At 60.1% G+C, this 14,158-nt stretch carries 14 protein-coding genes; all 14 read right to left on the bottom strand.

What is annotated here, in order from left to right; all coding sequences use genetic code 11:
- Nucleotides 1-7 precede the first annotated feature (7 nt).
- Nucleotides 8-883: a type IVB secretion system protein IcmH/DotU gene (gene icmH / locus BLU63_RS10940; RefSeq protein WP_010465262.1), complete on the bottom strand. Its 876-nt coding sequence runs from the start codon at nt 881-883 to the stop codon at nt 8-10.
- A gap of 5 nt (nt 884-888) precedes the next feature.
- Nucleotides 889-2,220 (bottom strand): type VI secretion system baseplate subunit TssK, encoded by a 1,332-nt coding sequence (tssK, locus tag BLU63_RS10935; RefSeq protein WP_077748563.1) that lies wholly within the window; start codon nt 2,218-2,220, stop codon nt 889-891.
- Between the two features lie 2 nt (nt 2,221-2,222).
- Nucleotides 2,223-2,723, bottom strand: a complete 501-nt coding sequence (gene tssJ, locus BLU63_RS10930; protein WP_010465266.1) for a type VI secretion system lipoprotein TssJ — start codon at nt 2,721-2,723, stop codon at nt 2,223-2,225.
- Between the two features lie 5 nt (nt 2,724-2,728).
- Nucleotides 2,729-3,925 (bottom strand): type VI secretion system-associated FHA domain protein TagH, encoded by a 1,197-nt coding sequence (gene tagH / locus BLU63_RS10925; protein ID WP_077748562.1) that lies wholly within the window; start codon nt 3,923-3,925, stop codon nt 2,729-2,731.
- A 17-nt stretch (nt 3,926-3,942) separates the two neighbouring features.
- A complete protein-coding gene (locus tag BLU63_RS10920) occupies nt 3,943-4,083 on the bottom strand; it encodes a hypothetical protein (RefSeq protein ID WP_007894589.1) in 141 nt (46 codons plus the stop codon).
- A 270-nt stretch (nt 4,084-4,353) separates the two neighbouring features.
- Nucleotides 4,354-5,871, bottom strand: a complete 1,518-nt coding sequence (locus BLU63_RS10915; protein ID WP_077748561.1) for a sigma-54 interaction domain-containing protein — start codon at nt 5,869-5,871, stop codon at nt 4,354-4,356.
- Nucleotides 5,872-5,881: 10 nt separating this feature from the next.
- Entirely contained in the window at nt 5,882-8,530 is a 2,649-nt protein-coding gene (gene tssH, locus BLU63_RS10910) for a type VI secretion system ATPase TssH (RefSeq protein ID WP_083375450.1), read from the bottom strand.
- A gap of 13 nt (nt 8,531-8,543) precedes the next feature.
- Nucleotides 8,544-9,551: a type VI secretion system baseplate subunit TssG gene (gene tssG / locus BLU63_RS10905; RefSeq protein ID WP_010465275.1), complete on the bottom strand. Its 1,008-nt coding sequence runs from the start codon at nt 9,549-9,551 to the stop codon at nt 8,544-8,546.
- Nucleotides 9,515-11,302 carry a type VI secretion system baseplate subunit TssF gene (gene tssF / locus BLU63_RS10900; RefSeq protein ID WP_010465276.1) on the bottom strand — a complete coding sequence of 596 codons (1,788 nt, stop codon included), beginning with the start codon at nt 11,300-11,302 and terminating at the stop codon, nt 9,515-9,517. The genes tssG and tssF overlap by 37 nt, the downstream gene beginning before the upstream one ends.
- Before the next feature lie 24 nt (nt 11,303-11,326).
- The gene (locus BLU63_RS10895; protein ID WP_231990950.1) at nt 11,327-11,794 is read right to left on the bottom strand and encodes a hypothetical protein; all 468 of its coding nucleotides are present in this window, start codon (nt 11,792-11,794) and stop codon (nt 11,327-11,329) included.
- A 363-nt stretch (nt 11,795-12,157) separates the two neighbouring features.
- Nucleotides 12,158-12,436: a hypothetical protein gene (locus tag BLU63_RS10885; protein ID WP_224795533.1), complete on the bottom strand. Its 279-nt coding sequence runs from the start codon at nt 12,434-12,436 to the stop codon at nt 12,158-12,160.
- A 26-nt stretch (nt 12,437-12,462) separates the two neighbouring features.
- Nucleotides 12,463-13,215: a hypothetical protein gene (locus BLU63_RS10880; protein ID WP_010465285.1), complete on the bottom strand. Its 753-nt coding sequence runs from the start codon at nt 13,213-13,215 to the stop codon at nt 12,463-12,465.
- A 5-nt stretch (nt 13,216-13,220) separates the two neighbouring features.
- Complete coding sequence (locus BLU63_RS10875) at nt 13,221-13,727, bottom strand: PAAR domain-containing protein (protein WP_083375448.1); 507 nt, start codon at nt 13,725-13,727, stop codon at nt 13,221-13,223.
- Nucleotides 13,728-13,737: 10 nt separating this feature from the next.
- A complete protein-coding gene (gene tssE / locus BLU63_RS10870; protein WP_008150080.1) occupies nt 13,738-14,145 on the bottom strand; it encodes a type VI secretion system baseplate subunit TssE in 408 nt (135 codons plus the stop codon).
- Between the last annotated feature and the right edge of the window lie 13 nt (nt 14,146-14,158).

Genomic DNA, 14,158 nt, shown 5'->3' with positions numbered 1-14,158 from the left:
TCCCTGTTTACGGCTGCGACTGCGGCTGGACCGCGGCCGGATCTAGCTGCTGAAAAGGTTGCAGAACGGTTTCGCGTTGCTCGCCCAATACCCAGGCGAAACCCGAATACATCACCACCAGGCAGACCACGGTGAACAGCACCACCATCCACGCCGGCACGATGCGCACCAGGCTGCGGCGCTGATCGTTCAAGCCTTCCCAATGCGGCGACAACTCACGAGGCACATCGCCGCGCAACTGACGGATCTGGCGATACAAGGCGTCGCGGATGCCTTCGAGTTCGAGCATGCCGCGGGCTTGCACCCGGTATTTGCCTTCGAAACCGAGGGACAGGCACAGGTACATCAGCTCCAGCATCGGCAGGTGCTTGACCGGGTTTTTCGACAGGCGATCCAGCAGCTGGAAGAACTTCTCGCCACCGAAGGTTTCGTTGTGGAAGCTGCTGAGCAGGCTCATCTGCGACCACTCGCTTTCGTTGCCCCACGGCGTGGTCACGACGGCTTCGTCGACCACGGTGCAGAGCACGTAACGCGCGGCCATCACCTGGCTGCTTTCGGCGCCGTTGTGCAGGGCGCGCACTTCAAACAGTTTCAGCCCGGCAGTCAGGCGCTCGTTGAGCGCGTACATGTCTTCGCGGGTATCGCTGTGCTTGAGGCGCACCACTTCCGACAACAGATCGGACGCCGCGGCCACCAGCGAATTGAGGCTGATGTTGAAGGATTCCGCCGGGCGCAGGCGCGCGGCATAAATCATCCGTTCTTCAAGCTGTTCGAAGCGCGGCGGTGCAGCGAAGTCTGTCAGCGGACTCGAAGCAGGGCCGTGGCCCTGGCGGTCGAGCAGGACGGTTTTATCGTCCTGGTTATGTTCCATGTCCTTGATCATGTCGGTCAGTTCCTGATGGCCCAGAATTTCAGTTCAAGCTCGGCAAATTCGCCGGACACGTGGAACGCGAAGCCGCCGGAGCGCTCGAGTTGTGCCAGGTCTTCGGAACTGAGTTCGAGAATGAAATAGGTTTTGTTGGAGTGGAACGCGATCTGCCGTGGTGCCACCGGCAACGGTTTGACCTTGATCCCCGGCAGGTGCAGGTTGACCAGCTGGCGGATGCGCTCCACCGGGCCGACCTTGAGGTGCGCCGGCAAGCGGTGGCGCAATTCTTCGGAGTCGCAGTTGGCACTGGCGGCAAGCACGAACGACGCCGAGCCCAGCAGTTTGTGGTCGTGCAACGGCGAGACAATGATCCCGTACTGACGCGCTTGCAGCACCAGTTCGATGGCGTGCTGTTCGAGCACCATCGACAGCACCTGACGAATCGCTTCCATCAGTTTGCGGAAGCTCGCGCCCTGGTCGCTGTGCTGGTAACGGCTGTCCAGACGCGGGCGTTTACTGTCGCTGGAGAAGGTTGCCAAGTCGCCGAGCATGGTCAGCAGCGTGCGGTACAACTCTTCCGGGTGAACCTGCTCCAGGCCGAGGTAGTGACGCAGCAGCAGTTCGGTGCGGTTGATCAGTTGCAGCATCATGAAGTCGCCGACTTCCGCGCCACCGACCTTGCCGTTGGAACGGATGCGCTCGGCGATGGTGTCGCCACGGTGACCGAGCATGCTGATCACTTCTTTCAGGCACGACAGCAAGTAGCTGGAGGCATGCGCCTGAATGTAGGTCGGCACGAAATCCGGGTCGAGGCTGATTACGCCGTCGGGCGTGGTGTCGAGCACGTCGCAGATTTTCAGCTTCACGTAAGCCTGGTCGCTCTGTTGCTCACCGAGCAACAGTTTGAAGTCCGGGCGGCCACAGCTGACCTGGCTGGCGGAGTCATCGCCTGCGTTGGAGTCGGCCACTTCCGCTTCATACGCGGTATAGCGCGCCAGCACGTCGGATTGCTCCGGGCGGCGGGACTCGATGTGATTGCCGGTGACCAGCGGCAGTGCCAGGTAGATCGGCGTGTTGCCGGTGTTCGGCGGCACGTCGAGGGCCAACGGCTCGGTGTTGCCGCCGAGTTCGAACAGACTGCCGTCCGGCAGAATCCCCGAGGCCTGGCTGATCACCAGTTTGCCCATGTTGAGGAACTGCAAATCGATTTCCAGATTGAGGAAGCCCCAGGTGTAGCTGCCCAGCAACTGGGTGCGGGTCTTCATCTGGTGCTCGTAATAACGGTCGTTATGCTGGAAGTGCTGCGGACGCAGCAGCATGCCTTCCTGCCAAATGACTTTATGGGAATTCATGTTCAGTCATCCGCCTTGGCGAGCGTTTCGTTGCTGTTGCGAATACCGGCCTGATCGAGGGTCAGGTCTGCGTCGGTGACTTCCACCGGGGTGATTTGCACCGTATAGCGCCATTTGGTTTCCGGCAGGTCGCGGTAGGCGGCGAGGATGCCGACGTAGCGGCTGCCCTCCTCCACGCTGAGCTTGAGCTCGACGGTTTCGCCCGGGCGCAGTTCGAGTTCTTCGCTGGCCACCAGGTCCGGGGCCAAGGATTCCTTGGCGCGCTCGTACAGGCTGAAGAAGTCAGCGTTCTCGAAGGTCACCGGGTGCTTGAGCTCGAACAGGCGGACGACGATCGGCGACGGACGCCCATTGAGGTCCGGGTTCAGCTGATCGCTGGCGGTGAGCTTCAAGTTGAGCTTGGTGACGTGGGAATACGGCGACAGCGACGAGCAGCCAGCCAGCAGCACCAGGGCCGCGAACGCCGTCAGCGTCTTGAAAAAAGCGGTCGAGCAGCGAGACATGCGCATCATCCTTGGTGGTCGGTGTGAAGGGTGGAAATCAGGCGGATCTGTTCTTCGTAGGCCTGGGCGAAATCGCGAGCCAGCAGGCGCTCGCTCCAGTCATCGTCCTGGCGCAGGGCCTGGTGATAACGACCGTAGGCTCTCCAGCGGCTGCCGGATGTGGCCAGCAACGGCTTGTTGTCGCGCTCGAAACGCAGGGTCAGTTGCTGCGGCGAGAAGTGTTCCAGCGTGCCGCGAACGGCGGCGCGGCTGGCGGTCAGCAATGCCACCTGATGCGCCTGCAAATCACGGAACGCACGGGAGATCGCTTGCTCGGGCGGCATCTGGCCCGGCTTGTTCGGCTGCAACAAAATGCCCAGCGCTTCGCCGGCATCGACGGCGAATTTCAGCGGGTTCTTGTGAGTGCCTTGCACCGTGGTCTGGGCCAGTCGCAGTTCGTTTTTCAGTTCGCTGCGGGTGCGCAGGCTCTGCTGCAACCCGCCGACGCTCTGCTTGAGCAAGCGCGCAGCGTTCAGCGCCATGGCTTCGCGGGCGTCGTGGTCGAGGCCTTTGAGGTCCACGCCCAGCGCGGCGCCGAAGTGCTCCCAGAAACCTTCGCTCTGACGCTCGACCGCTTTGGGCGGTGGAGCAGGGGCTGGCTCGGCCGGGGCGTTGATCAGCTCCGGGACCATCAGGCTTTCCATGTCGATGCGGGCGTAGTCGGCGCGCTGACGGGTGTCCTCAATGGTCGTGCTCGGGGAGATCAGTTCGTCGATTTCCGAATACACGCGCTCTTGCTGATCGAGAGCGTTCAGCGGATCGAGGTCGAGGAACGCATCGTCCGGAATGATGCTGCCGGCCGCTTGCGGACGGCCGACTTCGACGTCGAAGGTCGCCGGATCGCGGACCAGTCGCGCACGGATCTCGAAATCACCCAGCACGTACACGCTGCCGTGCTCGATGCGCATCGCTTCGCCCTTGCGCAGGCGCGCGCCGCTCTCGCTGTCCTGGATACCGTTGCTGCTGGTATCGGTCAGGAAAAACGTGCCTTCGCGGTAGCTGATCAACGCGTGGTGGTTGGACAGGTGACGCTTGCGGTCAGGGATGATCCAGTCGCAGTCCTCGCCCCGGCCAATCACGCCACCAGCCTGTTTGAAGGTCTTCTGGCACAAATCCGTGGGCACGAATTGCTTGGTGTTCAGCATTTCGAAAACCAGTTCCATGGTGATACTCCTTGCGGTCACTTGCCGCGATTGACCGCCTGCGGATCACCCAATGGGCGATAGGTGTTGTCGTTGTATTTGTAATTGCCGCTACAGCCGCCGAGGCCGCATAGAACGACGAGGGTCAGCAGGACGGCTTGCCAGTGACGAACAGGCATCAGAGGGTCTCCATGGGTAGACAAAGCACAAAGCGCCGACCCGGGTGGGCGGCGCTGTTAGAAGCGGATGAGGTTAGGCCGAGCGCTCTAGCCAGAGGCCTGGCGCGTCGCCTTTGTGGCGAGGGAGCTTGCTCCCGCTCGACTGCGCAGCAGTCGTAGATCAGCAGATGCGGTTTAACTGATGCACCGCGGCGCATGGGTTTGGGGCTGCTGCGCAGCCCAGCGGGAGCAAGCTCCCTCGCCACAGGTAATTGTTGGCCGCGAAATACGTTAACCATCGAAATCCCCCAGGTTGATATTCAGGCGCCCAAGGCGATAAAGCAGCGTGCGGCGTGGCAGGCCGAGTTCGCGGGCGGCGAGGGTCTGGTTGCCGTCGTTTTTGCGCAGGCAATCGAGCAACAGGCTGCGTTCGACCTGCTCCAGGCGTTCGCGCAGGTTCAGGCTGTTGTCTTCGGGCATGGCCTCCATGCGCAGGGAGAAATGCTCGGCCAGCAACTCACCGCCCTCGCACAGCAACACCGCGCGTTCGACCAGGCCTTTGAGTTCGCGCACGTTGCCGGGGAACGCATAGCCGGATAGGTGATCCAGTGCCGCATCGGACCAACGCACCGCATCGCGCTGCAAGAACGAGCACGCCTTGTCGGCGAAATGCCGGGCCAGGTCGAGGATGTCGCCTTCGCGCTGGCGCAGGGCCGGGAGCTCGATCGGGAATTGCGCGAGGCGGTAGTACAAGTCCTCGCGGAATTTGCCTTCGCTGACCAGCACCGACAAATCCCGGTGCGTCGCGGCAATGATGCGCACGTCGATCTTGTGGGTGTCGTTGGAACCCAGCGGACGAATCTCGCCTTCCTGCAAAACCCGCAACAGCTTGGCTTGCAGGGACAGCGGCATGTCACCGATTTCATCGAGCAACAAGGTGCCGCCATTGGCCGCGTCGAACAGCCCGGCACGGTCGCGGTCCGCGCCGGTGAACGCGCCTTTGCGGTAGCCGAACAGTTCGCTTTCCAGCAGGTTCTCGGGGAACGCCGCGCAGTTCTGCACGATGAACGCCTGGGAACGGCGCGGGCCACAGTCGTGGATGGCGCGTGCGACCACTTCCTTGCCGGTACCGGTTTCGCCGCGCAGCAGCACGGTGTACGGGCTGTGCAGGACTTTGCTGATCAGCGAATACGTCTCGCGCATGGCCTTGCTCTTGCCGATCAGGCCATAACCGCTGGCGCTCGGGACGCTGGCCTTCAACGGTCTCGTCTCACCCGCCGGCTGGCGCAAACGCTGCAACAGATGCAGTTGGCCCAGCACGAACGAACCCAGTTGAGCGAGGGAATCGGCAAAGCCTTGCAGGTCGACGTGCCGGCGACTGGCGCACAGCAGCAAGCCTTCGACGGCTTTCTGCTGATTGACCAGCGGCACGCACAACAGCGACTGCCAAGGCGTGGCCTGTGGCGGCAAAAAGCTGGTTTCGTGCAGGCTGCCGCTCAACTCGCTGAGGCTCACTACGCGGTTCTGGCACAGGGCGAATTGCAGCAGTTGTTCACCGTTGTAATCCGCCGGCAGGCTCGCCGCTTCCCGGGGTTGCAGGATGCCGTTGAGGCACTCGGCGTTCATCCCCAGGCACGTGTGAGTCGCGTCCAGCAGGTACAGCTGCGTCAATTCGCAACCACTGAGCTCGGCCAACCCGCGCACGAAGTCACCCAGCAGCGCAGCACCGTCCGCTGCGCGCGACAGGCTGGCGAATTGCGCCAGCAAGGCTTCGGCATACACCAGCGGTTGCGGCACTTGAGTGAACATCACACCCACCTCAGGCGAACTCGCACGTCACGCTGGCGCCACCGTCGAGCGTCGCGTGGACACGCTTGAGGCTTTCACCCGTGGCCATCGCATCGAGCAAACGGTCGGCCACCAGCGGCAGCACGTGCAGGTCGAGCAAGTGGTCGATCAAACGCGCACCGCTGTCGCTTTGGGTGCAACGTTCGGCCAGGTGATCGACGAGGTCTTGCGAGTAGGTGAAATCCAGCTGGCGACGGTTCAGGCGCTCGCCCAGACGATCGAGTTTGATTTCGATCAGCTCGCGCAGCACCGGGCCACCGACCGGGTAGTAAGGCACCACGCGCATCCGCGCCAGCAGCGCCGGTTTGAAGTGTTTGCTGAGCACCGGGCGGATGGTTTCTTCAAGCACTTCGGCACTCGGCCGTGCGCCGTTTTCGCAGAGTTCGCTGATGCGGTCGCTGCCCAGGTTCGAGGTCATCAGAATCAACGTGTTTCGGAAGTCGATCTCGCGCCCTTCGCCGTCGTTGGCCACGCCTTTGTCGAAGATTTGGTAGAACAGGTTCAGCACGTCCGGGTCGGCCTTCTCGACTTCATCGAGCAACACGACCGAGTACGGTTTCTGGCGCACGGCTTCGGTGAGCATGCCGCCCTCGCCATAACCAACGTAGCCCGGCGGTGCGCCGATCAGGCGCGAGACGGTGTGTTTCTCCTGGAACTCGGACATGTTGATGGTGGTGATGAAACGATCACCGCCGTACAGCAAGTCGGCCAGGGCCAGCGCGGTTTCGGTCTTGCCGACGCCGCTCGGGCCGACCAGCAGGAACACGCCAACCGGCGCATCCGGTTTGTTCAGGCCGGCAGCGGTGGCGCGCATCGAGCGGTCCAGCGCGTGAACGGCTTGTTCCTGACCACGAATGCGGGTGCGCAAATCGGTGGCGAAGCTCGCGACTTTGGCGTTGTGCTCGCGGGCCAGTTGAGCCAATGGCACGCCGGTCCAGGCGCTGATCACTTCGGCGACCAGACGCGGGCACACTTCGAAGCTCACCAGACGTTCTTTGACCTGCAGCTCGGTCAGGGCTTTGTGCGTTTCATTGAGTGCGGCTTCCAGGGTTTCAACGCTGTGCGCCTCGTCCACCGGCAGCGTTTCGATCACGGTGCCTTCGGCGTCTTCTTCAACCGTGACGGTTGGCTCGACGGCTGCTGCTTCACGGGCCTTGGCCAGTTGCTGACGCAGATCCAGCAAGCGTTCGGCCAATTCTTTCTGTTCGGTCCACAGGGTTTCCAGTGCGACCATTTCCTCTTCGGCGGTGGCCAGGCGATCTTCCAACGCGTCCAGCGCTTCGTGATCGATCAGCAAACCGGCCTCGGCATCACGGCGCAGGGCCTGACGCTGACGGCCACCTTCAGCCAGTTCACCACGCAGGCGTTCGAGGCTTTCCGGGGCGGCGGCGAGGCTGATGCGCACACGGGCGCAAGCGGTGTCGAGGACGTCGACGGCTTTGTCCGGCAGCTGACGGCCCGCGAGGTAACGTGCCGACAATTCCGCCGCCGCCACCACCGCGTCATCGCGCAGGTAGATGCCGTGGCTCTTCTCGTACACCTGAGCCAGGCCACGGAGGATGGTCACCGCTTCGCTGACGGTCGGTTCGTGCAGTTGCACCGGCTGGAAGCGACGGGCCAGGGCCGGGTCTTTTTCGAAGTATTTTTTGTACTCCGCCCAGGTGGTGGCGGCGATGGTGCGCAATTCGCCGCGGGCCAGGGCTGGCTTGAGCAGGTTGGCTGCGTCGGAACCGCCGGCATTGCCGCCCGCGCCGATCAGCGTGTGCGCTTCGTCGATGAACAGAATGATCGGTTTCGGCGAGGCTTTGACTTCGTCGATCACGCCTTTGAGGCGACGTTCAAATTCACCTTTGACGCTGGCGCCGGCCTGCAACAGGCCCATGTCCAACGACAGCAACTCGACACCTTTGAGCACTTGCGGGACTTCACCGGCAGCAATGCGCGAGGCCAGGCCTTCGACGATGGCGGTTTTACCGACACCGGCTTCACCGACCACGATCGGGTTGTTTTTGCGACGGCGGGCGAGGATGTCGACCATTTGGCGAATCGCGCCATCGCGGCACAGCACCGGGTCGAGTTTGCCGTCGCGGGCTTGTTGAGTGAGGTTGTGCGTGAAGCGCTCCAGCAGCGATTCGCCCGGCACGGCAGGCTTGCCGGTGGCCGGTTGTTCTTTCTGCGACAGGGCGAATTCTTTCAGGCGCTCGATGTTCAGCTTGGCCAGCAACGACTGGTAGCGGCTGCCGGCGTAGCGCATCGGGTTGCGCAGCAGCGCGAGGATCAACGCGGCTTGCTCGACCTGGCTCTGGCCCAGTTCAAGGTTGGCCACCAGCAACGCATCTTGCAGCCACTGCACCAGTTCCGGGGCGAACACCGGGTTGCGCGAGGCGCTGTGCTCGACCCGCGATTGCAACGCGGCGCTCAGTTCGCCGGCATCCACTTCGGCGTCTTGCAGCGCGCGTGCGAGCAGGCCTTGCGGGCGCTCCAGCAGGCCGAGCAGCAAGTCTTCGACGAGGATTTTGCTGCCGCCACGGGCGACGCAACGTTCGGCCGAACTTTCCAGGTCACGACGGGTTTCGGCGTCCAGCGCCTGGATAAGTTGTTGCAGGTCTACGTTGATCATGGGTCATCTGTCCTTAATGAATTTTGCTGCCCAGGGTAACCACGCCGTCCGCTTTTTCGCGGCCCAGCCAACTGGTCCATCCCAGGCGACAGGCGTTTTGCTCACCGATGCGCAGTTCGCGGATTTCTTCCTGGCGCAGCACCAGGCGAATGTCGTAATCGAGCGGGTCACGCAGGGTGAACCGCACCAGCGCGCACAGCGGCTGGTAGCCGAAACCGATCGGCAGGAATTCGTGGAAGCGCTGCCAGTCGAGCTCGCGGATGTGGATGCGGAATTTTCCGCTGCGGTCGCGCACGTGCTCGCCCAGCACCAGGTCTTCGCCAAGCAGGCTGTTGGCGCGGCCCAGACGATTGCGCTGCTCGTCGAGAATCTCCACGCGACGCTCGATGCACTGCTCGATGGTCAGTTCAGCGTGCTTGAAGTAGTAACGCAGCACCGCTTCGATCAGCGCCGCCGAGTGCGCCCGCAAACTGAGCAAACCGAGGTACGGCAGCAGACGTTTCCAGTTCAGTTCCTGGGCCTTGCGGATCTCTTCGCCGCCAAGGCCGATCAGGGCAAAAAGCTGGGAAGAAAACGGATCGAGCGCGCCGCTCTCGAAACTGGCGCGGTAGCGGTACTTGCGCCAGATCGGCAGCATCAGCCGTTGCAGGCGATGGTGGAACAGGTCGAGGAAGTTGCGGGTCGGGTTGCCGTCTTCGCTGTCGCCCAGGGCCTGTTCACCGTAGAACGCCGGCAGTGGCGAGCCGGAACCGACCAGGCCGATCAGGTTGAAACGCAGGCGCGCGCGCATCTGCCCGTGCTCGTGGAAAAACTCCACGCGATCGACGTCGCTGCCAGGGAAACCCAGGCTCGGGTTGGCCTGGAATTCGAGCTGATCGTACAGATCGTCCTGGCTCAGGTGCGGGTGGGCCTCGCGCAGCCGGTCAACCACCAGCAGCACGGCCTGAAACAGCGAGTACTCGCGTATTCCTCGGGTCAGCCCGCTTAAAGAAGCGGCTGAAGGCCCATACGTGGTGTCCATTGGTACACCTCTCCCTGTGTGCTTTTTACTCGCAGCTCGTGGTACGAATTGAGACTGGCGTAAAGCGCGAAAAACTCGTTAAGAACCGAGGCGAAAACGAACAGGTCGCCCTCGCCGATATACCCTTCCGGGTCGATGGTCAGTTCGGTGCGCAACCCGCGAACCGGTAACCCTCGGTGCAACCGGTCGACGTGTTTGTGCTTGATCGACTTGAGCCCGCCGAGCAGGCGTTTGCTGACTTTTTCAGCGTGTTGGTCGTAGTAGCGCGGCAGGTCGTAGGTTTCCAGAATCACCTTCAACGCGTTGACGTCGGCCAGCGACAGGTAGTTGAGCGACATGTTGCTGATCAGCTTCCAGAGAAAGTCGCGGTTCAGCGGCGGCGCGTAACTGGGTGTGGCCGGGGTGATGTTGCGGAAGCTCAGGAACTCCGGCGTGTCTTCGCAGGCCATGCTGATGTCGCCGAGCTTGAGCTTTTTGGGCAGATTCTGGTTGGTGCACATCAGCTCGATCGACAGGGTTTCGTGGGCTTCGGTGTGGCGGATGCCGAAGCTCAGGTAGGTGTCGAGGCCGTCGTGCAACAGCGACGAACGCTGGCGGATGCTGTAATGCGGACGGCTGTTGGGCACGTCGAAGCTCGGGTCGTGCTCGAACGATTCGAACGGCACGTATTCCTGATAACCGAGGCCGCCGGGCTTCCATCCCGTGACCGTTTCCACCGAGAACACGCCGCAGTTCTGCAAATCGAATTCGGCGGGCAGCAGCAGGTATTCGTCTTGCTTGCCGTCGAGGCGGATCGGCAGCGCGTCGTGCTTGAACAGGTTGACGATCGGCGTGCAGTAGAGCTTCACGTTGTCCAGCGTCGGGCGCATGCGCATGATGCCGCTCTTGCGAATGTCGAAGCGCAACTCGAGGCCGCGCATTTGCTTGAGCGTGTCTTCCGGCAATGCCTTGAGCATGTCCAGGCCGTTGACGTCGACGAACAGGAATTTGTCCTGGAAAGCGAAGTATTCCTGCAAGTAGCGATAGCCACGGAAGGTATTCAGCGGATACGGGATCAACGCTTCTTCTTCGGCGAAACCCACCGGCTGCACGCGGTCGCCGGGCATCTTGAACGCCATCGGCATGCCGTTGACGCCGTTGATGGGCTTGCCGGCGCCGTCCAGCGGGATCAGCTCGATGCCTTCCAGATTGCGCAGCAGGCTGAGGTAGAGCATCTGGCTGATGTAACGCTCGCCGGCGAAGTGCAGCCGCAGGCGGCTCAGCTCCAATTCACCGAGATGACCGTCAGCGCTCATCTCCAGACGCAGGCTCAACAGCGAGCCGTCGCCCTTCACCGAGTAATTCAGCGCAGCCAGATCCAGCGGCAAGACTTCGGTCGGGTAGCACGTGCGGAAACGGCAACGCACGTCGTCGATTGGCACACTCTCGACTGGCGTGTCGCGCTCGACCATCAACGCGGGACCCGAACGCTTCAACGGATCGAACTGCAAAATGCTGAACGCCGGCAACGGCCGCATGTAGTTCGGCCACAGCAAGTGCATCAGCGAATGGCTCAGCTCCGGCAACTCGTCATCGAGCTTCTGGCGCAGGCGCCCGGTCAGGAACGCGAAGCCCTCAAGCAACCGCTCCACGTCCGGATCTCGCCCGGCCTGGCCAAGGAAAGGCGCCAATGCCGGGCTACGCTCGGCGAATCGACGACCTAACTGGCGAAGTGCGGTGAGTTCGCTTTGGTAGTAGTGGTTAAAGGACACGGGGTACCTTCCTGGTGGTGGATCTCATGAAAAAACTGTCCTGTAGAGCGCGACTGTCAGACCGGAAACCACGTAGCCCGCAATGAGGAGGTACGGTAAAAAAGCCAGCCAGCCCAACATCATCGGGAACCCGGCAAGGCTCCCCAAAAGCACATGGGCCAACCCATAAATCACCCACGGGACAGCGTAAAAAGGGATGAAGGTCAGTGGTGCGCGCCACACGCTTTTCAAAATCTGCTGTTCGGTTTTTCCGTTCAGTGCTCGCATTGCCCACAGGGCAAATGCGATGTAGGCCGGGATTCCGAATGAGAGAACGTAGATCAACAGCATTTGTTGCCAGTCCAGAACCGCCGCGTATTCGTCGCCCTGCTCGACCAGTGTCAAAGCCAACATCACCAGGAGCGGAGACCAGAGCGCTACTCTGAAAAAATTTGGATTAGCGCAGCATTCGCTTTTTCGAATGTTCTGCGCCGAATCGTTAGTAAATTTCACTGAACACCCAGTGATTGAAACTGTAAAGAGCAACAACACCTACAACGGAGGAAACCAAGAACGAAAAGCCATCGTGCGAGCGTTTATATTTGAAGAAACTCATTAGCGCTCTTACAAAATAGTAAAAAGAAAACGCCATCATCGGAATATAAAAAAACATACAAAAAACAAATAAGCCTCCGTAGACATCAACCCCAGCTATTGACCACTTAGTTTTCGGATCAGTGCACGACATCAACAGAAAAACCGCGGAGGTCAAAAAATAAAAATAGTTGATCATTTTAAGAATTTTCGACACGACCAAATCTTTCGAATGCAGCAGCTCAAGCGCAATCTTTGGAATGGGGTTAGTTTCATAACTAATCACGACATCGGCCCATCTGAAAAAAACTTCGGAAGCACGAACAACACCAGCAAACCGATTATCCAAAGCACGAGCAAATAATAGTTACTGGGCATTCTGCAGGCCATCCACCCTTTAACCACTCCATAACCAATAGCGAACTGTAATAGCAAGAACGAGATAATTCCCAGCGGAACGGAAAGCAAATAACTATAAGGCTCCGCAAACCCGAACCGGATAACCGCATAAATTTCGAACAATGCAAACGGTGCGATCAAAGCGTTGGCGATGATGATCATTGCTCTGACTGTTTTTGCGCTACCCATCAACGCAAGCCCTGTGCATAGAGGAACTTTGCCAGCTCTAGTCGGCGCTGCTCACCTGAAGGACCGTCAATACCGTAGTAAAAATGTCCCACACCTTCTTTACGCTCGCTGGACTCGGTCATCTGCGAGCCGAGCAAAGGAGCATGCTCAGCCAAGTCAAAAAATGACATGCCTGCATGAATAGGGTCGCCATGCTCCTTCAAGTCAAGAATGACTACATGCTCGATCAGGGATTGCTGCCTAACTTCCCCAAGCATTTCTTCAGAAATTGGAGAACCTATCAGTACAAGATAATCAACGGCCTGCCCTTTATCTGCGTAATAAAGAGCAGATTGGGCGGCTACCAGCGATCCAAAGGAATAACCAATAAGATTAAATTGCCCTCCGGTTGGAAAAGATCGGCTAACGCCTAACGACTTCAGACTCCAGTCCGCCTCAACGCTATACGGTCCAGTGTCCGACATGCCGTTAATTTTCTTAAGCCTGTAACGGTGCTTATTGACGCCAGCAACAGCATCAGCATATTGACCCTCAGTATTACGCCCTACTACTGCGCCACTAATACCCACCATACGCAGTGACTTAATCTGGTCATCAATATACCCACCGGTCATCCCAGCACCACCGAGATAAACAGTCAGACCTTCTTCCAGAACGATATGTTTCGGTGTCCTGTCCGCAGTAGCAGTACTGCTGGTCGAAGCAACCTTTTTAAATATCCCTGTTGATGTTTCCAACACGTCTGTCGTCATTTGCATCAATCCTCTGATGCAACGTAAATATCGACTTTTTCCGCACTCGCGTGCCGCGTCACTCGATGAGTCAAACCTGTATCACTAGTAACGCCTTCTTCTTGAAGACCATTTTCTCGGACCAAGAGATATCGACGGTTTGCCATAGGCGCTCCGCTTTTGTCAGTCAGGACAAATTGCTCATCAAAACCAGGCAGAATCAAAGGCAACGGCGCCACAAACGGCACCGGCGAATGCGAATTCCCGATAATCACCGTCCCGGACCCAGCTGTAACCTTGTTGCCATGGGTCCCGACGGAATCCACCGTCACAGCCGGTTTGCCGTTGATCAAAACCGTCGTCGCCAATCCGCCCGACATCGCACCACCACACGCCGAGGCATCGCCTTGGCGGGCGGCCGCGAGGCCGTCGAAGAAGACGTCGCCGGAACCGGCGGCGATCGGGTTGGTGCCGTGGCCGGGGAGCGGGCAAGCGGTGGGGTCGGTGACACGTGCTGCGGGTTTGCCGGACATACGAATCTCCTTAGTTGACCTTGACTTGACCGCTGCCATCCAGGCGCGCGGCGAAACTGACCTGACGCTTGAAACCATCAACTTCCAGCAGGCCTTCGATGCTGAAGGACAGGCGAAGCTGATCGTGATCACGCGGCAGGGAGATGACACGCACATTGCTCAAGCGTGGCTCGTAGGCTTCGATGAAATTTTCGATGGCCAGACGGGCCTGACTCAGGGAGTCGTGCAGGCTCAGACGCATGTCATTGAGATCGGGTAGCCCGTAATCGGACAGCGTTTGCACGCTGCCCGCACGGGTGCTGAGCATCTTGGCCAGATGGGCAGCCACGGACGCCATGGCGGAGACCTCGCGGCTCCAGCCGACGCGTTTGTCCGCGTCGCCACCCAGGCGTTCGAAAAGGCTGCCGTATCCAGTCATGACTCAGGCTCCT

This window comes from Pseudomonas mandelii, from assembly GCF_900106065.1.
Classification (GTDB): domain Bacteria; phylum Pseudomonadota; class Gammaproteobacteria; order Pseudomonadales; family Pseudomonadaceae; genus Aquipseudomonas; species Aquipseudomonas mandelii.
The sequence above is the reverse complement of the archived record's forward strand: the minus strand, read 5'-3'. Positions and strand labels throughout refer to the sequence as shown.